Origin of the sequence: Pseudomonas sp. B392_1p, assembly GCF_052245235.1 — a bacterium.
Lineage (GTDB): Bacteria > Pseudomonadota > Gammaproteobacteria > Pseudomonadales > Pseudomonadaceae > Serpens > Serpens gallinarum.
Window position 1 is genome coordinate 122,504 of sequence record NZ_JBQPXM010000013.1, and the last position, 21,061, is coordinate 143,564.

Annotated in this window: 19 protein-coding genes and 1 pseudogene; 12 read left to right on the top strand and 8 right to left on the bottom strand. The window is 60.3% G+C overall.

Annotated features, from left to right (window positions below; translation table 11 throughout):
• Positions 1 to 19: 19 nt before the first annotated feature.
• The 4 genes from ACTV8E_RS17490 to dksA form a co-directional block, all read right to left on the bottom strand.
• The gene (locus ACTV8E_RS17490; RefSeq protein WP_273535294.1) at positions 20 to 2,974 is read right to left on the bottom strand and encodes a sensor histidine kinase; all 2,955 of its coding nucleotides are present in this window, start codon (positions 2,972 to 2,974) and stop codon (positions 20 to 22) included.
• A complete protein-coding gene (locus ACTV8E_RS17495; protein ID WP_251836627.1) occupies positions 2,958 to 3,134 on the bottom strand; it encodes a hypothetical protein in 177 nt (58 codons plus the stop codon). Before ACTV8E_RS17495 ends, ACTV8E_RS17490 begins: the two co-directional genes overlap by 17 nt.
• 195 nt (positions 3,135 to 3,329) lie before the next feature.
• Positions 3,330 to 4,220, bottom strand: a complete 891-nt coding sequence (gluQRS, locus tag ACTV8E_RS17500) for a tRNA glutamyl-Q(34) synthetase GluQRS (RefSeq protein ID WP_443200323.1) — start codon at positions 4,218 to 4,220, stop codon at positions 3,330 to 3,332.
• Between the two features lie 49 nt (positions 4,221 to 4,269).
• Entirely contained in the window at positions 4,270 to 4,719 is a 450-nt protein-coding gene (gene dksA / locus ACTV8E_RS17505; protein WP_443200324.1) for an RNA polymerase-binding protein DksA, read from the bottom strand.
• Between the two features lie 200 nt (positions 4,720 to 4,919).
• On the opposite strand from dksA, the gene ACTV8E_RS17510 reads away from it, so the two are divergent.
• Both ACTV8E_RS17510 and sfsA read left to right on the top strand, forming a co-directional pair.
• Positions 4,920 to 6,101 carry a pyridoxal phosphate-dependent aminotransferase gene (locus ACTV8E_RS17510; RefSeq protein ID WP_443200325.1) on the top strand — a complete coding sequence of 394 codons (1,182 nt, stop codon included), beginning with the start codon at positions 4,920 to 4,922 and terminating at the stop codon, positions 6,099 to 6,101.
• Entirely contained in the window at positions 6,091 to 6,798 is a 708-nt protein-coding gene (gene sfsA, locus ACTV8E_RS17515; RefSeq protein WP_443200326.1) for a DNA/RNA nuclease SfsA, read from the top strand. Before ACTV8E_RS17510 ends, sfsA begins: the two co-directional genes overlap by 11 nt.
• A 20-nt stretch (positions 6,799 to 6,818) precedes the next feature.
• On the opposite strand, the gene ACTV8E_RS17520 is transcribed toward sfsA, so the two are convergent.
• A complete protein-coding gene (locus tag ACTV8E_RS17520) occupies positions 6,819 to 7,136 on the bottom strand; it encodes a Rieske (2Fe-2S) protein (RefSeq protein ID WP_443200327.1) in 318 nt (105 codons plus the stop codon).
• A 200-nt stretch (positions 7,137 to 7,336) separates the two neighbouring features.
• On the opposite strand from ACTV8E_RS17520, the gene ACTV8E_RS17525 reads away from it, so the two are divergent.
• Positions 7,337 to 8,227, top strand: coding sequence for a ChaN family lipoprotein (locus ACTV8E_RS17525; protein WP_251836633.1), 891 nt, complete (start codon positions 7,337 to 7,339; stop codon positions 8,225 to 8,227).
• Between the two features lie 272 nt (positions 8,228 to 8,499).
• Here the strand turns inward: ACTV8E_RS17525 and ACTV8E_RS17530 are convergent.
• A pseudogene (locus ACTV8E_RS17530) lies at positions 8,500 to 8,745 on the bottom strand (TfoX/Sxy family protein); the annotation flags it as partial.
• Between the two features lie 96 nt (positions 8,746 to 8,841).
• On the bottom strand, positions 8,842 to 10,407 hold the full coding sequence (locus ACTV8E_RS17535; protein ID WP_251836634.1) for a bifunctional aminoglycoside phosphotransferase/ATP-binding protein: 1,566 nt from the start codon (positions 10,405 to 10,407) through the stop codon (positions 8,842 to 8,844).
• 219 nt (positions 10,408 to 10,626) lie between these two features.
• Here ACTV8E_RS17535 and mrcB point away from each other — a divergent pair, with 219 nt between their 5' ends.
• From mrcB to ACTV8E_RS17550, 3 genes are all read left to right on the top strand, one after another.
• Positions 10,627 to 12,945 carry a penicillin-binding protein 1B gene (mrcB, locus tag ACTV8E_RS17540; protein ID WP_443200328.1) on the top strand — a complete coding sequence of 773 codons (2,319 nt, stop codon included), beginning with the start codon at positions 10,627 to 10,629 and terminating at the stop codon, positions 12,943 to 12,945.
• Between the two features lie 195 nt (positions 12,946 to 13,140).
• The gene (locus tag ACTV8E_RS17545) at positions 13,141 to 13,866 is read left to right on the top strand and encodes a tetratricopeptide repeat protein (protein WP_443200329.1); all 726 of its coding nucleotides are present in this window, start codon (positions 13,141 to 13,143) and stop codon (positions 13,864 to 13,866) included.
• Positions 13,866 to 14,195, top strand: a complete 330-nt coding sequence (locus ACTV8E_RS17550) for a YqcC family protein (RefSeq protein ID WP_443200330.1) — start codon at positions 13,866 to 13,868, stop codon at positions 14,193 to 14,195. The genes ACTV8E_RS17545 and ACTV8E_RS17550 overlap by 1 nt, the downstream gene beginning before the upstream one ends.
• 13 nt (positions 14,196 to 14,208) lie before the next feature.
• Here the strand turns inward: ACTV8E_RS17550 and ACTV8E_RS17555 are convergent, their stop codons facing one another.
• The gene (locus tag ACTV8E_RS17555; protein ID WP_443200331.1) at positions 14,209 to 14,643 is read right to left on the bottom strand and encodes a DUF4124 domain-containing protein; all 435 of its coding nucleotides are present in this window, start codon (positions 14,641 to 14,643) and stop codon (positions 14,209 to 14,211) included.
• A gap of 403 nt (positions 14,644 to 15,046) precedes the next feature.
• On the opposite strand from ACTV8E_RS17555, the gene ACTV8E_RS17560 reads away from it, so the two are divergent.
• The 6 genes from ACTV8E_RS17560 to msrQ all read left to right on the top strand — a co-directional run bounded on the left by ACTV8E_RS17560 (position 15,047) and on the right by msrQ (position 21,000).
• Complete coding sequence (locus tag ACTV8E_RS17560) at positions 15,047 to 16,771, top strand: acetolactate synthase 3 large subunit (RefSeq protein ID WP_251836638.1); 1,725 nt, start codon at positions 15,047 to 15,049, stop codon at positions 16,769 to 16,771.
• Positions 16,772 to 16,773: 2 nt separating this feature from the next.
• Complete coding sequence (ilvN, locus tag ACTV8E_RS17565; RefSeq protein ID WP_251836639.1) at positions 16,774 to 17,265, top strand: acetolactate synthase small subunit; 492 nt, start codon at positions 16,774 to 16,776, stop codon at positions 17,263 to 17,265.
• 45 nt (positions 17,266 to 17,310) lie between these two features.
• The gene (gene ilvC, locus ACTV8E_RS17570; RefSeq protein ID WP_251836640.1) at positions 17,311 to 18,327 is read left to right on the top strand and encodes a ketol-acid reductoisomerase; all 1,017 of its coding nucleotides are present in this window, start codon (positions 17,311 to 17,313) and stop codon (positions 18,325 to 18,327) included.
• A gap of 143 nt (positions 18,328 to 18,470) precedes the next feature.
• Positions 18,471 to 19,304 (top strand): CDP-diacylglycerol--serine O-phosphatidyltransferase, encoded by an 834-nt coding sequence (gene pssA / locus ACTV8E_RS17575; RefSeq protein WP_273535312.1) that lies wholly within the window; start codon positions 18,471 to 18,473, stop codon positions 19,302 to 19,304.
• Between the two features lie 59 nt (positions 19,305 to 19,363).
• Entirely contained in the window at positions 19,364 to 20,368 is a 1,005-nt protein-coding gene (gene msrP / locus ACTV8E_RS17580; protein WP_443200332.1) for a protein-methionine-sulfoxide reductase catalytic subunit MsrP, read from the top strand.
• Positions 20,368 to 21,000, top strand: a complete 633-nt coding sequence (msrQ, locus tag ACTV8E_RS17585) for a protein-methionine-sulfoxide reductase heme-binding subunit MsrQ (protein ID WP_443200333.1) — start codon at positions 20,368 to 20,370, stop codon at positions 20,998 to 21,000. The genes msrP and msrQ overlap by 1 nt, the downstream gene beginning before the upstream one ends.
• Positions 21,001 to 21,061 lie beyond the last annotated feature (61 nt).

The following is a 21,061-nucleotide window of genomic DNA, read 5'->3' on the forward strand; positions in this document are numbered from 1 at the left end:
CTCTCTCTTTCTCGACGGCTCAGGACGGGGCGGAGGTCGTTGCGACATGGCGAGGCAAGGTCACCCGGAAACGGGTGCCACGCTGGCTCTCGGGGTCGACCGGACTGTCGATAATGATCTGTCCATAATGCTCTTCCACAATGGAATAGACCAGCGCAAGGCCCAGACCGGTGCCGGCGCCGGGGTCCTTGGTGGTAAAGAATGGCTCATACAGCCGGTCCATGATGGCTTTGGGAATACCGCTGCCCTGGTCCTCGACGATCAGGGTCACGGTGTGTTCGTCGGCCTCGCTGCCGATGCGGATGATGCCGCCCTCAGGCATGGCGTCGCGAGCATTGCTCAGCAGGTTGATCAGCACCTGGGCCAGGCGTTGCGGGTCACCTTCAACGCAGTGCTCCGGGGCGCACAGGTTAAAGAACTGCACCGCGGCGTTACGCCGGTTGAGTTGCAGCAGGCCAATGGCTTCGTGGGTGATAGCCGCCAGGCTGACGGCTTCGTTATTGCTGTGCAGGGCGCCGGCATGGGCAAAATTCATCAGTGACTGGACGATGCGCGACACGCGTTTGGTCTGGTCGATGATTTGCTGGCTGATCTCACGGATTTCGCCGTCTTCGTCGCGTTCCTCCCGCAGGTTCTGGGCCAGGCAGGCGATGCCGGTAATCGGATTGCCGATTTCATGGGCAACGCCAGCGGCCAGGCGGCCAATGCTGGCCAGGCGCTCGGAATGCACCAGTTTGTCTTCCAGAGCGCGGGTGGCGGTCTGGTCTTCGACCAGCAGCACCAGGCCGTTGTTGCCCGAGGCCAGTGGCTCTTCGATAGCCGCCTTGTGCAGGTTCAGCCAGCGATTTTCTCCGTCTTCGCTCAGGCGGTGCTTGTGCAGGTGCTCGGCTGGGCTGTCGATGAAGTCGGTCAGCAGGCTGCGCCAGGGTTCGTCGATGGCCGAAAGACGTTCGCCCAGTACGTGTTGGGCGGCGATCCCGGTGAGCTCTTCCATGCAGTGGTTCCACATGAGAATTTCCCGATCCTTGGCCAGCGAACAGACGCCCACCGGCAGATCCTGCAGCGTCTGCCGGTGGAAGCGGCGCAGGCTGTCAAGTTCGGCGGCCAGGCCGGTGAGCTGTGAGCGATAGTCCTCCAGGCGGCTTTCGATGAAGTGGATGTCCTCGGAGACATAAGCTTCGCTGCTGGATTTATAAGGCAGGAAGGTCTCGACGATTTCCTGGGCAAAGCTTGGGCCCATCAAGCCGGACAGGTTGGCTTCGATCCGGTCGCGCAGGCGGCGCAGGGCGTAGGGGCGGCGTTCGTCGAAGGGGAGCTGCAGGTCGCTAAGCGCGTGCTCGACTTCGCGCTGCGCTGCCTTGGCCCCGAGCGGCTTGCTCAACTGGGCGGCAAAATCCTGCGGCGAGGTGGCGAGAAGCTCCCGGCGTTGCGGGCGACGCACGTTATCCACCGCGCAGGCTTCGGCGGCGCTTTGCTCCTCGGCGCTGGGGTCGCTGAACAAGGAGATCAGCGTGAAGAACAGCACATTGGCGGTCAGTGAGGTAATGGCTGCCAGGTGCCAGCTGGTGTCGTCCAGTACATAGACGATGTCCAGGTAGGGCATGTAGAAGCCCTGCAAGTTGCCGATCAGCGGCAAGAGCATGGTGACTGTCCAGACGGCGAAACCGGCCAACAGGCCCGCGATAAAACCGCGTCGGTTGGCGGTTTGCCAATACAGCACCGAGAGTACGCCGGGTAGGAACTGCAGGGTGGCGACGAAGGAGACGATGCCCAGGTTGGCCAGGTTGGGCTTGGAGCCTAACAGCAGATAAAAGCCATAACCGCCGAGAATGATGGCGGTAATCAGCGCGCGTCGGGTCCATTTCAGCCAGCGATAGATGTTGCCCGCCGCAGTGGGTTGATAAACCGGCAGGACCAGATGGTTGAGCGCCATGCCCGACAGGGCCAGGGTGGAAACGATGATCAGGCCGCTGGAGGCGGACAGGCCACCGATATAAGCCAGCAGCGCCAGGGTTTCGCTGTTGAGCGCAAGGCCCACGCCCAGGGTGAAATATTCCGGGTTGGTGTTTACCCCCAGCTTGAGGCCGCTCCACAGGATCAGCGGCACGGGCAGGCTGATCAGCAGCAGGAACAGCGGCAGTCCCCAGCTGGCGCTGACCAGGGTGCGCGGGTTGAGGTTTTCGGTAAAGGTCATGTGGTACATGTGCGGCATGACGATCGCCGAGGCAAAGAACACCAGCAGCAGGGTGCGCCACGGACCTTCCTGCAGCGGGGTATACAGCGTATTGAGCGCTTCCTGATTGGTCAGCAGCCAGGTTTCCAGCCCTTGTGGGCCATCAAACACCTGATACAGCGCATACAGGCCGATGCTGAGCAGGGCGACCAGTTTGACCGTCGACTCGAAGGCCATGGCGAACACCAGGCCGGTGTGTTTCTCCCGAGGCGACACATGGCGGGCGCCGAACAGAATGGTGAACAGGATGATCAGTGCGCAGTAACTCAGCGCGACGCGGTCATGCAGCGGCTCGCGGGTAAGAATGCCGATGGCATCGCTTACGGCCTGCATCTGCAAGGCCAGCAGCGGCAGGATGCCTAGCAGCATGAACAGAGTGGTGAGTCCGCCGGCCCAACTGCTGCGAAAGCGAAAGGCGAACAGGTCAGCCAGGGAAGACAGCTGATAAGTGCGTGAGATGCGCAGGATCGGATACAGCAGCACCGGGGCGAGCAAGAACGTACCGGTCACCCCCAGGTAGCAGGCCAGGAAGCCGTAGCCATACTGGTAGGCCAATCCGACCGAGCCATAAAAGGCCCAGGCGCTGGCGTAGACGCCCAGCGACAGGGTGTAGGTCAGCGGGTGGCGGACCATCCAGCGCGGCACCACGCCGCGTTCGCTCAACCAGGCGACGCTGAACAGGGCCAGCAGATAGAGGGCGCTGATCAGCAGCAGTTGACTCAGGTTAAAGCTCATCGGCATCGCGTTGGCTCAGCAGCAAAAAGGTCACCACGATCAGGATCAGCCACAGCAGGTACGGGCGATACCAGGCGCCGTGGGGTTGGATCCACCAATCCATGATCGCGGGTGAGAACAGGTAGATGCCCACTACCAGAAGCAGGACCAGACGATAGATGTACATAGAGGCTCAGGCGGCTCAGGGCTATTGGCTGACGTTATAAGCGTTGCGCGCCTAAATTGCAGCTTTGTCATGGCGCCGTCCCCGGGAAGAGGTGGGCAACGCACACCATGCAGAAGCCAGCGTGCTGGTGATTCATGGCTTCATGGCGTCGGCAATCGCTCGCAATTAGCCTCTACGAGATTGCATGGAATTGACTCAGTGCAGCTCGGCTTCGGCCAGGGTGGCGCGGTGGGGAATCAGCGTGGCATCCCAGTGGGCAATACCCCAGGCCAGTACATCGCCCGGCAGGCTGTGTGCCAGCTCGTCCGGGACGGGTTGGCCGAGGGCGCGCAGGGCGCGGCATAACAGGGGCGCGGCCTGGTCGGTGGGCAGGGGCGGAGAGCGGAAGGACTTGCCGAGCTTGTGGCCGTCCGGCTGGATTAACAGCGGTATGTGCAGGTAGCGTGGCTGGGGCAGGCCGAGCAGTTCCTGCAGATACAGTTGCCGCGGGGTGTTATCCAGCAGGTCGGCACCGCGCACAATGTCGGTCACGCCCTGCAGGGCGTCATCCACGACCACGGCCAATTGATAGGCATACAGGCCGTCGCGCCGTTGGATGATGAAGTCGCCAACGTCGCGACCCAGATGCTGCCAGTACTCACCTTGGAGCCGGTCGATGAAGTGGTATTCCAGCTCCGGCACGCGAATGCGGATGGCCGCGTTATGCCGATCATGCTGCGCGTTGCGGCAGGTGCCGGGATAGACTGGCTGGCCCTCCAGCTCTTTGCGCGAACAGGTGCAGGCATAGGCCAGCCCTTGCTGCAGCAGACGTTCGACTACTTCGGCATAGGCCTCATGTCGACCGCTCTGGCGCAGCAGCTCACCGTCCCATTCGAAGCCGTAATTCTCCAGGGTGCGCAGAATGGCGGACTGGGCGCCGGGCACCTCACGGGGTGGGTCAAGATCTTCCATGCGCACCAGCCAGCGACCGCCACAAGCGCGAGCGTCGAGGTAGGACGCCAGGGCGGCGACCAGTGAGCCGAAATGCAGGAAGCCGCTGGGTGTCGGCGCGAAGCGCCCGACGTAGCGGGAAGGAAGGCTGGACATGCCGGTGATTACAAATCAAACGGGGCGCCGAAGCGCCCCGATGTGCAGATCAGGAACCGATCTGCTTTTCCTTGATTTCCGCCAGAGTCTTGCAATCGATGCACAGCGTGGCGGTGGGGCGGGCTTCCAGGCGGCGAATACCAATCTCCACGCCGCAGGAATCGCACCAGCCATATTCATTGTCCTCGATCAGGGTGAGGGTTTCGTCGATCTTCTTGATCAACTTGCGCTCACGATCGCGGGTGCGCAGCTCCAGGCTGAACTCTTCTTCCTGGCTGGCGCGGTCTGCGGGGTCGGGGAAATTGGCGGCTTCGTCCTGCATGTGGGTCACGGTGCGATCCACTTCCTGCATCAGCTCCATTTTCCACTTGTTGAGGATGGCAGTGAAATGCGCGCGCATTTCATCGCTCATGTACTCCTCACCCTTACCCTCTTTATAGGGCACGAAGCCACGGTTCAACTGGCTGTTCTGTTCTTTGGCTTTTGCTTTGGTGGGCATGGATGTCCGCCTCTCGCTCTCTCAAATTCACTACGCAGGTAGTGTCCTTTCCCGAAGTGATCTCCGGCCCCGCGCGTTGCAAGCGGGCGAACTTACCAGATCGGTTCGGGCTGCGCTACTCCCACGCCCATTGCCGAGTGCCCGTTACTGCGCCGGTTGGGTAGAATCCCCTTTTTGCGCCCAGAGTAGGTGTCTTTTCTATGGTCAGCTCCTTCAGCGCACGCAGCCGCGCGATCGAACCCTTTCATGTCATGGCCTTGCTTGCCCGTGCCAACGCGTTGCAGGCCGCCGGGCATGACGTCATTCATTTGGAAATCGGCGAGCCGGACTTCACCACGGCCGCGCCGATCGTCGCCGCTGGCCAGGCCGCGCTCGGCGCCGGGCAGACGCGCTACACCTCGGCGCGCGGGCTGCCACAGCTGCGCGAGGCGATTGCCGGCTTCTACGCCCAACGCTACAGCCTGGATATCGACCCCGCCCGCATCCTGGTAACACCCGGCGGTTCCGGCGCCTTGCTGCTGGCCAGCAGCCTCTTGGTCGACCCCGGCAAGCACTGGCTGCTGGCTGATCCGGGCTATCCGTGCAACCGACACTTCTTACGCCTGGTGGAGGGCGACGCGCAACTGGTGCCGGTCGGTCCACAGGAACGTTATCAACTGACCGCGGATCTGGTGGATCGTTTCTGGAATACCGACAGTGTCGGTGCCCTGGTCGCCTCGCCGGCCAACCCCACCGGCACGGTGCTGCACCGCGATGAACTGAGCGCGCTGTCGGCGTCGCTCAGAAACAAGGGTGGGCATCTGGTGGTGGATGAGATCTACCACGGGCTGACCTATGGCATGGATGCGCCCAGCGTGCTGGAAGTGGATAACGATGCCTTCGTGCTGAACAGCTTCTCCAAGTACTTCGGCATGACCGGCTGGCGTCTGGGTTGGCTGGTGGCGCCGGAAAATGCCGTGGCCGACCTGGAAAAACTGGCGCAAAACCTCTACATCAGCGCGCCGTCGATGTCCCAGTACGCGGCTCTGGCCTGTTTCGAGCCAGCGACGCTGGACATTCTCGAAGCGCGGCGCGGCGAATTTGCACGGCGCCGCGATTACCTGCTGCCGGCCTTGCGCGATTTGGGCTTCAAGATTGATGTCGAGCCGGAGGGTGCCTTCTATCTCTATGCGGACATGTCGGCCTTTGGCGGCAACGCCTACGACTTCTGCCAGCACCTGATCGAAACCGAGTATGTGGCGGTGACGCCGGGAATTGATTTTGGTCGTCATCTGGCCAGCCGCCATGTGCGGTTTTCCTACACGCAAAGCCTGCCGCGCCTGGAGCAGGCCGTCGAGCGCATTGCTCGCGGTATCAAGAGCTGGCAACCCGATGCGCTTTGATCCGCCCCTTGAAGAGGCGCGCCTGCTGCGCCGCTACAAACGCTTTCTTGCCGACATCCGCACCGAGGCGGGTGAAGAGCTGTGCATTCATTGCCCCAACACCGGCTCAATGCTCAATTGCATGGAGCCGGGTGGGCGGGTCTGGTTCAGTCGCTCCAATGATCCAAAGCGCAAGCTGCCGGGCACCTGGGAATTGAGCGAAACGCCCCAAGGTCGACTTGCCTGCGTCAACACGGCGCGTGCCAATGCGCTGGTGGAGGAGGCGTTGCGTGGGGGCGTCATCACCGAACTGGCCGGGTTCGACGCGCTCAAGCGTGAAGTGGGCTATGGCGTCGAGAACAGCCGAGTGGATTTTCGCCTCGACTATGCCGCAGGACCTGCGTTCGTCGAGGTGAAGAGCGTCACGCTGGGTTTTGCCGACACGCCGGTCGCCGCCTTTCCCGATGCGCAGACCCTGCGTGGCGCCAAACACCTGCGCGAGCTGGCCGCACTGGCGCGCGACGGCATTCGAGCCGTGCAGCTGTATTGCGTGAACCTCTCCGGCATCGATGCAGTGCGCCCGGCTGGCGAAATCGACCCGGCCTACGCCGAGGCGCTGCGGCAGGCAGTCAACGATGGCGTGGAAGTGCTGGCGTATGGGGCGACGTTGTCGCCGCAAGGCATTCAGCTGACGCATCCTTTGCCGGTGTACCTGTAAGGAGCCAGGGTTTGGCGGCCTTAGGGATCGACCCAGATCCCCCGATCGTCTTCGCGGCAGGGAATCAGCGAGAGTTCCTGGCCGGCGCAAGGTCCCGAGACGCATTCGCCCGATTCGATCAGGAACAGAGCGCCATGGGTGGCGCACTGGATCAGGCTGCCGCTCTCATCGAGGAACTGGTCGGCTTGCCATTCCAGCGGAATGCCGCGGTGCGGGCAGCGATTTTCGTAGGCGTACACCTGTCCTTCGCGGCGCACCACCAGCAGTTTCAGCTGGGTGAGGGTAAAACCCCGGCTTTGGCCTTCAGGCAGTTCGTGGCTGGCACATAGAAATAACATGGGAATCTCCAACGGCAGGCCGGCGATTATCTGCTGAGGCGGGGCGTGCGGCCAGTGTGCCTGGCTTTCATTGGTGCTTTCGCACGTTACTCTTTGTCAGTCGAAACGGTCTGTATCCTACGGAGCGTCGATCCACGATACCGCGGGGGTGTTTGGTCATGGTGGATGGACTCCGCCGTCGTCTTCAGAAAGGAGTTCTCATGCGTATCCTGTTGATGTTGGCCATGGCGCTGCTCACTGCCTGTCAGTCGCTGCCGTCGCTGCCCGAATGGCAGAGCCCGGAAGGGCGCGAGCATTCCGAGCTGGGGATAATCCTCGACCTGCGCAGCGGCGAGCGCTTGAGCCCCGAGCAACTGGTCGGCCAACTGGCGAGCGCCGATCGGGTATTGATTGGCGAACGTCACGATAATCCCGATCACCATACCTTGCAGCTCTGGTTGGTGCAGGCGTTGGCAATGCAGCGCCGGCAGGGCAGCCTGTTGCTGGAAATGCTGGTTCCAGCGCAACAGGCCAAAGTTGATGGGGTGCGTGAGATGCAGGCGCAAGGCCGGTTGCCGAGCGATTTGCCCGCAGCGCTCGAATGGGAAAAGGGCTGGCCTTGGGCGCTTTATGGCGAGGTGGTGAGCTATGCCCTGCAGCAGTCTTATCCGGTGTTGGCCGCCAATCTGGACCGCTCGGAGGTGATGTCCATCTATACCGGAGCTGCGCCACCGCTGAGCGGTGTCCGGTCGACCGCGCCGTCTGTGCGCGAGGCGTTACTGGCGCAGGTACGCCGTTCGCACTGTGATTTGCTTCCCGAAGCGCAATTACCCGCCATGGTCGCCGTACAGCAACAACGCGATCGACGTATGGCCGACCGTCTGCTGGCGGCGCCGCAGCCGGCTTTGCTGTTGGCCGGCAGCTTTCATGTGCGACGCGATCTGGGGATTCCTCTGCATCTGGACGACCTGGACGCGCAGGGCGCAACGCGAGTGTTGATTCTGGCCGAAGTGGGTGAGCGTCTGACGGCGCAGCAAGCGGATTACGTCTGGTACACCCCGGCCCAGCCGGAACAGGACCACTGTGTGCAGCTGCGCCAGACAAGCCGTTAGTCAACCCCGGCTCGAGGCATCCTGATCTCGCCGGCAAAAAAAAGACCCGGCAAGAGCCGGGTCAAAACCGTGATTAGCCTGATGAGGAGATAGTCTGAAGAGCCCGCTTGTGCTCTCAGCTTACCGGCTGATCTCGCGATCAGTTACTGGTAATAATAAACATTATCATTTGAGAGTCAACTGCATCCGTCGGCGTTTTTCTGTTCTGCTGAGATTCCTGTGGTTGCTGACCCAGTGCTGGCGGATGTGCGTGTGTGCTGGTGCGAGGGGTTTTCCAGCTGATGGTTGAGAGCGGCCTTGTGTTCACTGGGCAGCTTGTTCCAGTGAATATCCAGCAGCGCACCCTCGATGGCATACAGCAGGACCCGTGAAGCCCGAAATCCTCGGGCACGGACAGCCCGATAGGCCTCTACCGCGCCCAGGCGGCGCAGATCCTCTGCATTGTGAATGCCGGCGGCATGCAGCCATTGCGCCGACGTCTTGCCGAGGTTTTTCAGCCGCTGCAATTCATCGTTCATCGTGCCTCCTTGCCGAGTGCGGAAAGCTTCCGGCAAGTGTAGCGGCGTTAGCGAGGGTTGCAGGGGGCCTGCGGGCGGTGACCGCCCGCGTCCGGATCAGAGTCCCGGCAAATGCTGGCGCAAGGCGCCGATCAGCGCATCCAGGCTCTGGTCGTCCTGCGTGTCGATCAGGCGGCGATTGGGCTGCTCCGCCTCGCTCAGAGGATCACGGCTGGCCTGCTGCGCCTGGACGACCGCGAGGGTGGCATCGGACGGATCCTGGGCTTCTTGCTGGCGCGATTGCAGGCGGCTGGCCAGTAACGCATCGGGAGCCTGACAATCGAGAATCAGGAAGGGCACACCACAAGCTTCGGCCACCCGGCAGGCGGCACTGCGCTGCTCAAGCTTGAGGTAGGTGGCGTCCAGCACGACGGGAAAACCCGCCCGCAAGGCCGCGCCGGCAAGCTCGTGCAGGCGCAGGTAAGTTGCGAGACTGGCGTCTTTGCCATAGATGCCGGCATTCAGCTGCCCCTGGTCAGCCTGCCCTTGCTCCCCGAACAGCCGCTTGCGCTCAATATCGGAACGCAGGCGGATGGCGCCGAGTTCCTCGACCAGGCGCATCGATACATGGCTTTTACCCACGGCAGAGACGCCATGGGTAATGGCCAGAAAGCGTGAAGGAATGGCGCTGTAATCTTCCGCCAACGCTGCATAGCGGCGATATTCGGCAAGGATGGCGTCCCGTTGCTCGTCATCCTGTGCATGTGCGAGGCCAAACAGGCTGACCTTGGCGCGCACCAGGGCGCGGTAGGCCTTGTAGAAATTAAGCAGATCAAGGGCTGCGTAATCGCCGGTCAACTCCAGCCAGCGGTTAACGAAGCGTCGGGCCAGCGACTTGAGCCCGCGTGCTTCCAGGTCCATGGCCAGGAACGCGGAGTCCGAAATGACGTCGATCAGGCGGAATGGCTCATTGAATTCGATGCAGTCGAACAAGGCCACCCGGCCGTCGAGCAAGGTGGCATTGCCCAGGTGAATGTCACCATGGCATTCGCGGATGAAGCCCTGCGCCTTGCGTTCGGCCAGCAGCGGCCGCAGGCGCGTGAAGCTGCAGTGCGCCCATTGTTCCAGGGCCTCGAGTTGGTGCAGGTCTGCCGCATCGTCGAGCAGTGGGCGGATCTGTTCGAAATTCTGCAGCACCGGTTCCATGACCGCATCCGGGGTGCCCAGCACATGGCTGGCCGGCACTTGCGGGGCGTGCTGGTGGAACTGGGCGATTTGTTCGGCCAGATCATCAATGTGCGCGCTGCCGAGCTCTCCCCGAGCATGCATTTCGCCCAGCAGTTGGCTTTGCGGGAACTGGCGCATTTGCAGCGCATATTCGAATGCCGGGGCGGTAGTGTTACCGAGCTGCGGTGCCTCCACGCTGCCGCTGATCGGCAACACCTGTAGATACAGATCGGGCGCCAGGCGCTGGTTCAAGCGCAACTCCTCATGGCAAAAGTGTTGCCGGGCTTGCAGGCTAGTGAAATCCAGGAAGCCGAAATTTACCGGCTTCTTGATTTTATAGGCGAACGGGCCGGTGAGCAGAACCCAGGAGATATGCGTCTCGATAACCTGGAAGCCATCCACCGGATGCGGATAGAGGGCGGGGTTCTGCAGGGCGGTGATCAGGGCTTGGCTCACGGTCAGTCCTTGCGTTGCAACTAGGGAAAAGGGCGGCATTATGAACGTGCCGGCACGATCGAGGAAACTCCGTGGTGTTTCCAGCGTCATAGCAGCGCCGTTGGAAGCTCTCAGCCTTGATGATCGCTTCCGGTTGATCAACCCTACCTTTGACTTATCCACAGCGCGGGCCGATGGCTCGCCTTTGCGCTGTGGATTAAGTGCGTATAATTCGCCGCCATGAACCGTTCCCGAACTTCTCGTCCTCGTGCCCAACAACGTCGTTCCGGTGGCAAACGCCCCTGGCTCGGTTGGGCTATCAAGCTGGGCCTGGTTGGCCTGGTCATTCTTGCCGCCTTTACGATTTACCTGGATGCCGTGGTGCAGGAGAAGTTCTCCGGCAAGCGCTGGACTGTACCCGCCAAGGTGTATGCGCGGCCATTGGAGCTGTTCAGTGGGCTAAAGCTGAGCCAGGCCGATTTCCTCAAGGAGCTCGATGCGCTCGGTTATCGCCGCGATAAAAGTGTCCACGGGCCGGGTGTTGTCTCGGTGGCCGGTAATACTGTTGAGCTCAACACCCGAGGCTTCCAGTTTTATGAGGGGGCTGAGGCTGCCCAACATATTCGGGTACGTTTTTCGGGTGAACACATTGCCAGCATGACGCTGGCCGGCGGCGGCGATTTGCCTGTCGTGCGCCTGGAACCCTTGATGATCGGCGGACTGTATCCGGCCCATCAGGAAGACCGCATCCTGATTCAGATTGATCAAGTGCCGCCGTATCTGGTCGACGCTCTGGTCGCGGTTGAAGACCGTGATTATTTCGACCACTTTGGCGTATCGCCCAAGTCGATTGCCCGGGCCTTTTGGGTCAATACCACTGCCGGCGCGGTGCGTCAGGGCGGCAGCACGTTGACCCAGCAGTTGGTGAAGAACTTCTTTCTGACCAACGAGCGCAGCCTCAGCCGCAAGGCCACCGAAGCAATGATGGCGTTATTGCTGGAGTTGCATTACGACAAGCGCGAGATTCTCGAGGCCTACCTCAATGAGGTGTTTCTCGGTCAGGACGGCCAGCGCGCCGTGCATGGTTTCGGCCTGGCCAGTCAGTACTTCTTCAGTCAGCCTCTTTCTGAATTGAAATTGCATCAGGTTGCCCTGCTGGTCGGCATGGTAAAAGGGCCGACCTATTACAATCCGCGCCGCCAGCCCGAACGGGCGCTGGCCCGGCGCAACCTGGTGCTCGACCTGTTGGCCGAGCAGGGCTCGGTCGATGCCGAACTGATCGTCAAGGCCAAGCAGCAGCCGCTGGGCGTGACCCGGCGCGGAAGCCTGGCCGATAGCTCCTATCCGGGCTTTCTCGACCTGGTAAAACGTCAGTTGCGTGAGGATTACCACGAGCAGGACCTGACCGAGGAAGGTCTGCGCATCTTCACCAGCTTCGATCCGCTGGTGCAGCTCAAGGCCGAAGAGTCGCTAGCCGAGACCTTCAAGCGTCTGGGCAACCGCAAGGGCATCGATGATGTCGAGGCGGCGATGGTGGTCACCAACCCGGAAACCGGTGAGCTGCAAGCGCTGATCAGTAGCCGTCAGCCGCGTTTCGCGGGTTACAACCGCGCTCTGGATGCGGTGCGACCAATAGGTTCGCTGGTCAAGCCCGCGGTTTATCTCACCGCTCTGGAGCGACCCAGCCAGTACACCCTGACCAGCCTGATCGACGATGAGTCTTTCTCAGTGACAGGCCAGGACGGGCAGGTCTGGAAACCGCAAAACTACGATCGCAAGTCCCACGGCACCATTTATCTCTATCAGGGCCTGGCCAAGTCCTACAACCTGGCCACCGCTCGGCTGGGCCTGGAAGTGGGCGTGCCCAATGTACTGAAAACCCTCGAGCGCCTGGGGGTGACGCGCAAGTGGCCGGCGTATCCATCGATGCTGCTCGGGGCGGGAAGCTTGAGCCCAATGGAAGTGGCGGGCATGTATCAAACCTTGGCCAATGGCGGCTTCAATACCCCGTTGCGTTCGATTCGTAGCGTGCTGGATGCCAACGGTGATCCGCTCAAGCGCTACCCGTTCCAGATTCAGCAGCGTTTTGATCCGGGCGCTATTTATCTGGTGCAAAATGCCATGCAGCGCGTGATGCGAGAAGGTACCGGCAGCTCGGTCTATAACCAATTGCCGGGCTCGCTGGCGGTGGCGGGCAAGACCGGCACCAGCAACGATTCGCGTGACAGCTGGTTTGCCGGGTTCAGCCAGGACTTGCTGGCGGTCGTATGGATGGGCCGCGACGACAATGGGACGACGCCCCTGACCGGTGCCAGCGGTGCCTTGCAAGTGTGGGCAAGCTTCATGGCCAAGGCTGACCCTATGTCGCTGGAGACGCCGCAGCCAGAAAATATCGTCCAAGCTTGGGTGGATGCGCAGACCGGGCAAGGCTCCGCTGAGCATTGTCCGAACGCGGTGCAGATGCCGTATATTCGCGGCAGCGAGCCACTACCGGGAGCCTCTTGCGGCTTTCCGCCGGCCGAGTCGGTGATGGACTGGGTCCGTGGCTGGCTGGATTAGCAGGCAATTTTAAACCTAGGCGGGGCAGGCAAGACGAAACGCAGCGACCACGGGCCGTTGCAGTCGAAGAGTCTCGCCACGCGCTGGCTACAGCCTTGGCTGTGTTTTCGCGGGCGCTAAAAGCTTGCTCAGTTCTTAACGACGTATTGCCAACGCAGGTGGTTTTTCAACCTCCTGCTGATTCAGGGGTGTGATGTGAACAAATGGTTAGTGGCAATAGCGATGCTGGCGACGCTGTCGGGATGCGCCAGTAACCCGCAAGGTTCGGTTCCGGTTGTGGATAACGGTGCTTCGGTCAGGGAAGAACAGGTCTGGATGGGCGGCCGGCCCGCTACCCCGGCGCAGCAGGCAATACCAAGCCCTACTGTGGCAGAGCAAGATGCGGGTGTCGTGGTCATGGTGCCCGACGGTGCCAGCGGATCGGTACCGATGGAGAGTCAAAGTTTCCCGGCTCAGGCCTCGCCGTCTCTGGAGTTCGGCACAGAACCCATTGTCAGCGGCACTTATTCGCCGCCCATTACCTCATCTCCTGCGCAGCCAGCGACGCCCAGTGGCATTCCCAGTGCTCGCAGCGGGGGGCTGGCCGCAGATGAACAGCTTGATGGTCCGGTGCTGGCGTTATTGACCTCGGCGCAACAATTGCAAAGAAGTGGCGATCTGAATGGCGCGGCGTCAAGCCTGGAGCGTGCCCAGCGAATTGCTCCGCGCGAACCTCAAGTGCTCTACCGACTGGCCGAGCTGCGCCTGGCGCAGGGTGATGCTGCGCAAGCCGAGCAAGTGGCGCGGCGTGCGCTGACCTATGCGGCTGACCGTCCGGCCCTGCAAGCCAGTTTGTGGAATCTGATTGCCCAGGCACGGGAGCGCCAGGGTGATCCAGCGGGTGCGGCGCAGGCGCGTGAGCGGGCAAGGGTCAGCAGCTGATGAACGAGCGAATTTTGGCAATTGCCGATCAACTGCTGCTCATCGAGCATGAATTGCGGCAGCTCGGCTGGTGGTCAGCCCACTCGCCAAGTGACGAGGCATTAGGCAGTTGCGAGCCTTTTTGTGTCGATACCTTGGACTTAGCGCAATGGCTGCAGTGGATCTTTCTGCCCCGCATGAAAGAACTGCTGGAGAACGGCGGGCCACTGCCTAGCGTATCTGGTATCTGTGCCATGGCAGAAGTGGTGTACCGCGAGCGCCCGCTTGAGGTCAGAGAGCTGCTCGTGGCCCTGGGGCGCTTCGATCAATTGATCGGCAAGGCTCGCTAAGCCGAACGGTCCTTCAATCGCAATGTTCGGCAAGGTTTTCACGCGTCTTGTCGATTTGCGCTTGGCGTTCTTCCTCACTCAAGCGACGCAGTTCCCCGTCGATCTCCATGCGTATACGCGGCGAGTTGCGCAATTGGGCGAGCGCGCCGCGCATTTGACTGCACTGCTGTTTCCGCTGTGCTTCACGGGTGGCCTGCTCCCGCTTGGCCAGCGTATCCAGTTCCTGTTGCTCGGCAGCGGCAAGCTCGGCAGGGGAGAGCGTGCGTGGTGCGCTCGCGGGGCCGGCGGAGGGAGCATGGCGCAGGGCAACGCTACTGGACGGATGTCCTTGCGGAGGTTGCGCACCGTAGTGGGTAACCCCACGCTCGTCTGTCCAGGTGAAGATCGGTGCGGTGAGCGCGCTTGAGCTCAAGGCGAGCAAGAAACTGGCAAGTAGCAGGCGGGGCATGGTCATTCCTGGAGTCGAGTCGTTCAGAAGCGCGATTTAAGCAAAAGGCTCGGGATTTCAGGGTGTGGCGCATCACACAGCCGTAAGTAAGAAAACCTCACGCGTGACTTGACTTGCAGGCGGCTAATCCCAACAATTCAGCGTTCGCTGAAGTAGGGTCCGCCGCAAGCTGGCCCTGGCTCAGTAGACATGAGGCGCCTACCCGTGCCGACCTTAGTTACCCCCGCAACGCGTTACCTCGCGCTGGGTGGGATTGCCCCGCAACACTTTGGGACATTCCCAATGCTTGCTCAGTAGATGCTGACGTAGTCGGCGACCACCGTCGCTCATGCTCTGCTGGCAGTAGACCTAAACAGGCCACCGGCCCAAAAGGTGGCATTCTGGCGTTCTAGAGGTGAATAACGTGGAGCTTTTATCCGGCGCTGAAATGGTCGTCCGCTTTTTGCGCGACGAAGGTGTCAAATACATTTACGGGTACCCAGGTGGTGCTCTTCTGCATGTCTACGACGCCCTGTTCAAGGAAAAGGAAGTAACCCACATCCTGGTCCGCCACGAACAGGCGGCAACCCACATGGCCGACGGTTATGCGCGCGCCACCGGTAAGGCCGGTGTGGTGATGGTGACTTCGGGTCCCGGCGCAACCAACGCGATTACCGGTATCGCGACCGCCTATATGGATTCCATTCCGATGGTGGTGATTTCCGGTCAGGTCGCCAGTCACATGGTCGGCACCGATGCGTTCCAGGAAACCGATATGGTCGGCATCTCCCGGCCGATCGTGAAGCACAGCTTCATCATCAAGCACCCTTCGGAAATTCCAGATGTCCTGAAGAAAGCCTTTTATCTGGCTGAATCCGGACGTCCCGGCCCCGTGGTCGTGGATATCCCCAAGGACATGGGCGCTCCGGGCGAGAAGTACGAATACGTCTATCCGAAAAAAGCCAAGCTGCGTTCCTACAGTCCAGCGGTGCGTGGACATTCTGGGCAGATCCGCAAGGCTGCCGAGATGCTGCTGGCAGCCAAGCGGCCGGTGCTGTATTCCGGTGGTGGGGTGATTCTGGGTGGGGCCTCGGCGCCGCTCACTGAGTTGGCCCAAAGGCTCAATCTGCCAGTTACCAACACCCTGATGGGGTTGGGCGGTTATCCGGGCAGCGATCGTCAATTTATCGGCATGTTGGGTATGCACGGCAGCTACACCGCCAACCTGGCGATGCACCACGCCGATGTAATTCTTGCCGTCGGTGCACGTTTCGATGACCGGGTCATCAATGGTGCCTCCAAGTTCTGCCCGACAGCCAAGATCATTCACATCGACATTGATCCGGCCTCCATTTCCAAGACCATCAAGGCTGATGTGCCGATTGTTGGTCCGGTGGAAAGTGTCCTGACCGAGATGGTCGCGATTCTGAAGGAGATCGGTCAGCAGCCGAACAAGGATGCCGTCGCCAGCTGGTGGAAGCAGATTGATGAGTGGCGCGGTAGTGGTCGCCTGTTCCCTTACAATGAGGGCGATGGCTCGATCATCAAGCCGCAAACGGTCATCGAGACGCTGTACGAAGTGACCCGGGGTGATGCTTTTGTTTCGTCCGACGTTGGCCAGCACCAGATGTTTGCCGCCCAGTACTACCGGTTCGACAAGCCCAATCGCTGGCTGAACTCGGGCGGTCTTGGCACCATGGGCTTTGGCTTGCCGGCTGCAATGGGTGCCAAGTTGAACTTCCCTGATGTGGACGCCGCCTGTGTGACGGGGGAGGGCAGCATCCAGATGAACATCCAGGAATTGTCCACCTGCCTGCAGTACGACCTGCCGGTAAAAATCGTCAACCTGAACAACGGCGCGTTGGGCATGGTGCGCCAGTGGCAGGATATGCAATACAGCAGTCGCTATTCGCATTCCTACATGGAGTCGCTGCCTGATTTCGTCAAGCTTGCCGAGGCCTATGGCCATGTCGGCATGCGCATCACCGACCTCAAGGATCTCAAGCCGAAGATGGAAGAGGCCTTTGCCCTGAAAAACCGGCTGGTGTTCCTCGATATCGCGGTGGATACGGCTGAGCACGTGTATCCGATGCAGATCGGTGGTGGTGCCATGCGTGACATGTGGCTGAGCAAGACGGAGCGGACCTGAACATGCGACACATCATTTCCCTGCTGCTGGAAAACGAACCGGGCGCATTGTCCCGCGTGGTCGGTCTGTTCTCTCAGCGCAACTACAACATTGAAAGCCTGACCGTGGCGCCGACCGAAGACCCGAGCCTCTCGCGTCTGACGCTGACCACCGCCGGGCAGGAGGACGTGATCGAGCAGATCACCAAAAACCTCAACAAGCTGATCGAAGTGGTAAAGCTGGTGGACCTGTCGGAAAGCGCGCATATCGAGCGTGAGCTGATGCTGGTCAAGGTTAAGGCTACTGGCGCCCAGCGCGCCGAGGTCAAGCGTACGACCGATATCTTCCGTGGGCAGATCGTCGATGTGACAACCAGCGTCTACACCATTCAGATAGCGGGAACCAGCGGGAAGCTGGACAGTTTCATCCAGGCCATCGGCACCACGTCGATTCTGGAAACCGTACGCAGTGGTGTCACCGGGATTGCCCGTGGTGACAAGGTACTGAGTATCTGACGTTTTGAAATGGCCGCTCAGGCCGGACTTATCCGAGGAAATTCCATGAAAGTTTATTACGACAAAGACTGCGACCTCTCCATTATCCAGGGCAAAAAGGTCGCCATCATCGGTTATGGCTCCCAGGGCCACGCTCATGCGTGCAATCTCAAGGACTCCGGTGTAGATGTCACTGTCGGTCTGCGTGCCGGTTCTTCGTCGGTCGCCAAAGCTGAAGCCCACGGCCTGAAAGTGGCTGATGTCGCCACCGCAGTTGCTGCTGCTGACCTGGTAATGGTCCTGACCCCGGACGAATTCCAGGGCAAGCTGTACCAGGAAGAGCTGGAGCCGAATCTGAAGAAAGGCGCCATCCTGGCCTTCGCCCACGGTTTCTCGATCCACTACAACCAGGTGGTGCCGCGTGCTGACCTGGACGTGATCATGATCGCGCCCAAGGCACCGGGCCACACTGTGCGCTCCGAGTTCGTCAAGGGCGGCGGTATCCCTGATCTGATCGCCATTTATCAGGACGCTTCCGGCAACGCCAAGAACATTGCCCTGTCCTACGCCTCGGGCGTGGGCGGCGGTCGTACCGGTATCATCGAAACTACCTTCAAGGACGAGACCGAAACCGACCTGTTCGGTGAGCAGGCCGTTCTCTGCGGTGGTACCGTCGAGCTGGTCAAGGCTGGTTTCGATACCCTCGTGGAAGCCGGTTATGCGCCGGAAATGGCTTACTTTGAGTGCCTGCACGAACTGAAGCTGATCGTTGATCTGATGTTCGAAGGCGGTATCGCCAACATGAACTACTCGATCTCCAATAACGCCGAGTACGGTGAGTACGTCACCGGTCCGGAAATCATCAACGAAGAGTCCCGCGCTGCCATGCGCAATGCTCTGAAGCGCATCCAGAACGGCGAATACGCCAAGATGTTCATCAGCGAAGGCGCTACCAACTACCCGTCGATGACTGCCTATCGCCGCAACAATGCCGCGCACGGCATCGAAGTGGTGGGTGAGAAGCTGCGTGCCATGATGCCGTGGATCGCTGCCAACAAGATCGTCGACAAGAGCAAGAACTAAGCTCGTCGGTATCTGAAAAAACGCGGCCTAAGGGCCGCGTTTTTTCGTTTCAAACCAGGCTTCTGGTATAAAGCCACGGTTAGGCCCATGCGATTTCGTATGATGTGGCCTCCATTTTCTGAATCCGTTGCAAGGTAACGTCCATGAGCGAAAGCCACGAGGAGTCGAACAAGGACTCCGCCGCTGAGAGCCTGCTACCCATCGATGAGCATGTCGAAGAAGGGCAGGATGCAGAGGGTCGCAAGGTCCGTCATCGGGGTATTTATCTGTTGCCCAACTTGTTTACCACCGCCAACCTGTTTGCGGGGTTCTTCTCGATTGTCAGCGCTATGAACGGCAAGTTCGAAGTGGCGGCCATCGCTATTTTTGTGGCCATGGTGCTGGATGGCCTGGATGGTCGCGTGGCGCGGTTGACCAATACTCAGAGCGCCTTCGGTGCCGAGTACGACTCGCTGTCGGACATGGTCGCTTTCGGCTTGGCGCCGGGCTTATTGGCTTACAACTGGGCGCTGTCCGAGCTAAATAATGTGGGGCTGACGGTGGCGTTCATTTATGCAGCTTGTGCAGCGTTGCGCCTGGCTCGCTTCAATACGCAGATCGGCAAGGTCGACAAGAAGTGGTTCGTCGGCTTGGCCAGCCCTGCGGCTGCAGGCGTGGTGGCTGGTACGGTCTGGGCACTCAAGGATTTTGGCGTCGATGGCGTCGATCTGCCGGTGTTTGTAGTGATGCTGTTCGCGCTGTTGGTGGCCTTGGCCGGCGTGCTGATGGTCAGCAATATCAAGTACTACAGCTTCAAGGATCTCGATTTGAAGGGACGCGTGCCCTTTGTGGCCATCCTGGTGGTGGTGCTGATATTCGCCGTGGTGTTCAGCGATCCGCCGCGTGTGCTGCTGCTGATCTTCCTGGCGTATGCGGTTTCCGGTCCGGTGCAATTCCTGTTGCATTTGCGTCGGCGCACCCGGGTGAGTAACGAGTAACTGTTTTCAACCCCGCGGTCATGGCGCATCATGGCCAAGTTGACTGCGGGGTTGCTGCCATGCTGATCAAGTCTTCTTGTCCGAGTGCTTGTCACGAATCGGATGTCACACCCGAGGCTATTTACCTGTCTCGCCGCCGGCTTCTGCAGGGTGCGCTGGCTGGAGCTGCTTCTATTGCCCTCCCTGCGTTGGCGGCCGATATGCCACGCTACGATGGCGTGGTGGATGCCACTTCTGCTGCCTGGCTACAAGCCAAGATCGACGAAGCTCACTGGCAGGCCATTCAGGCGGGTGAAACTGTCACGCCTTTCTCCTCGGCGACTCATTACAACAACTTCTACGAATTCGGTCCCGGCAAGGAAGATCCGTCCCGGCATGCCGGAGCGATGACTACCGAGCCCTGGAGCGTGTTGATCGATGGTGAGATAGCCAAGCCGGGCCGTTACGACTTGCAAGCGCTGTGTGCTGAAAGTCGCCTGGAAGAGCGTATCTATCGATTGCGCTGTGTCGAAGGCTGGTCAATGGTCATTCCCTGGTTGGGGATTCCTCTGGCTGATTTGATTCGTCGCGTAGAGCCCACTGGTAGGGCGCGCTATGTCCGCTTCGAAACGTTGCTTCGCCCCGAGGAAATGGCTGGCACGCGATCTCGTTTCTCCCTGATCGATTGGCCCTACGTTGAAGGGTTGCGTATGGATGAAGCTCAGCATCCATTGGCCCTTATGGCTGTCGGCATGTACGGGCGGGTGCTGCCGAACCAGAACGGTGCGCCGCTGCGTTTGGTCGTGCCGTGGAAATATGGTTTCAAGAGCATCAAGTCTATTGTGCGGATCAGTTTTGTAGCTGAGCAGCCCGTTACGACCTGGGTACAAATCGCTCCACACGAATATGGCTTCTACGCCAATGTGAATCCCCAGGTCGATCACCCGCGCTGGTCACAAGCTCAAGAGCGGCGCTTGCCCAACACGCTATTCAGTCCCAATGTCCGGCCAACCCAGATGTTCAATGGATACGGTGACGAAGTGGCTGGGTTGTATCAAGGCATGGACTTGCGGAAATACTACTGATGAAGCGTGCCTTGGTAAGGCTGGCCGTCTTTCTTGTCGTCCTTGCAGTGCCGCTTTATTGGTTGTACCTGGCTTCGGCCATGGCGCTGGGGCCTGATCCAGGGAAGTGGCTGCTCGATCACCTGGGGCAGGGCGCATTAGTGTTGCTGCTGCTTACGTTGAGCATGACGCCTTTGAACCGGTTGACCGGGTGGCCGTTGTGGATGGCGCTACGTCGACAGTTGGGTCTGTGGGCCTTTGCCTATGCTTGCCTGCACGTCGCCGCTTTTATCTTGTTCATCCTGGGTGGTGATCTTTCGCAGCTGTTAAAAGAGTTGCCAAATCGGCCCTATGTGCTTGTAGGTGCGCTGGCCTTTAGTGGATTGATTCCACTCGCACTGACCTCCAATCGCTGGAGCATGCGTACCTTAGGTAAGCGATGGAAGCGCTTGCACCGATTGGTTTACCTGGTGGTGGTGCTTGCGCTACTGCATATGCTCTGGGTGGTACGCTCGGATCTCCAGCAATGGGCTTTGTATGCAGGTATTGGTGGTTATCTGCTGTTGATGCGTACTCCTTTAGTTAGTCGGTGGTTCGCCCAGGTTGCTGCCAGCCGCCGCGGGCGCCCCAGGAAGGTTGCAAATAACCCTTGACGGCAGAATCCAGCGGCCTATAATGCGCCCCACTTCCGGTGCAGACCTTACTGAAAACTCC

Bases quoted from the DNA above. Each gene is read 5' to 3' on its own strand.
- mrcB (WP_443200328.1), top strand. From the start codon at position 10,627: ATGAACCGTTCCCGAACTTCTCGTCCTCGTGCCCAACAACGTCGTTCC.
- msrQ (WP_443200333.1), top strand. From the start codon at position 20,368: ATGAAGCGTGCCTTGGTAAGGCTGGCCGTCTTTCTTGTCGTCCTTGCA.
- ACTV8E_RS17510 (WP_443200325.1), top strand. From the start codon at position 4,920: ATGGTCAGCTCCTTCAGCGCACGCAGCCGCGCGATCGAACCCTTTCAT.
- ACTV8E_RS17525 (WP_251836633.1), top strand. From the start codon at position 7,337: ATGCGTATCCTGTTGATGTTGGCCATGGCGCTGCTCACTGCCTGTCAG.
- gluQRS (WP_443200323.1), bottom strand. From the start codon at position 4,220: ATGTCCAGCCTTCCTTCCCGCTACGTCGGGCGCTTCGCGCCGACACCC.
- ACTV8E_RS17550 (WP_443200330.1), top strand. From the start codon at position 13,866: ATGAACGAGCGAATTTTGGCAATTGCCGATCAACTGCTGCTCATCGAG.
- ilvN (WP_251836639.1), top strand. From the start codon at position 16,774: ATGCGACACATCATTTCCCTGCTGCTGGAAAACGAACCGGGCGCATTG.
- msrP (WP_443200332.1), top strand. From the start codon at position 19,364: ATGCTGATCAAGTCTTCTTGTCCGAGTGCTTGTCACGAATCGGATGTC.
- ilvC (WP_251836640.1), top strand. From the start codon at position 17,311: ATGAAAGTTTATTACGACAAAGACTGCGACCTCTCCATTATCCAGGGC.
- ACTV8E_RS17490 (WP_273535294.1), bottom strand. From the start codon at position 2,974: ATGCCGATGAGCTTTAACCTGAGTCAACTGCTGCTGATCAGCGCCCTC.
- ACTV8E_RS17520 (WP_443200327.1), bottom strand. From the start codon at position 7,136: ATGTTATTTCTATGTGCCAGCCACGAACTGCCTGAAGGCCAAAGCCGG.
- ACTV8E_RS17555 (WP_443200331.1), bottom strand. From the start codon at position 14,643: ATGCCCCGCCTGCTACTTGCCAGTTTCTTGCTCGCCTTGAGCTCAAGC.
- ACTV8E_RS17495 (WP_251836627.1), bottom strand. From the start codon at position 3,134: ATGTACATCTATCGTCTGGTCCTGCTTCTGGTAGTGGGCATCTACCTG.
- pssA (WP_273535312.1), top strand. From the start codon at position 18,471: ATGAGCGAAAGCCACGAGGAGTCGAACAAGGACTCCGCCGCTGAGAGC.
- dksA (WP_443200324.1), bottom strand. From the start codon at position 4,719: ATGCCCACCAAAGCAAAAGCCAAAGAACAGAACAGCCAGTTGAACCGT.
- sfsA (WP_443200326.1), top strand. From the start codon at position 6,091: ATGCGCTTTGATCCGCCCCTTGAAGAGGCGCGCCTGCTGCGCCGCTAC.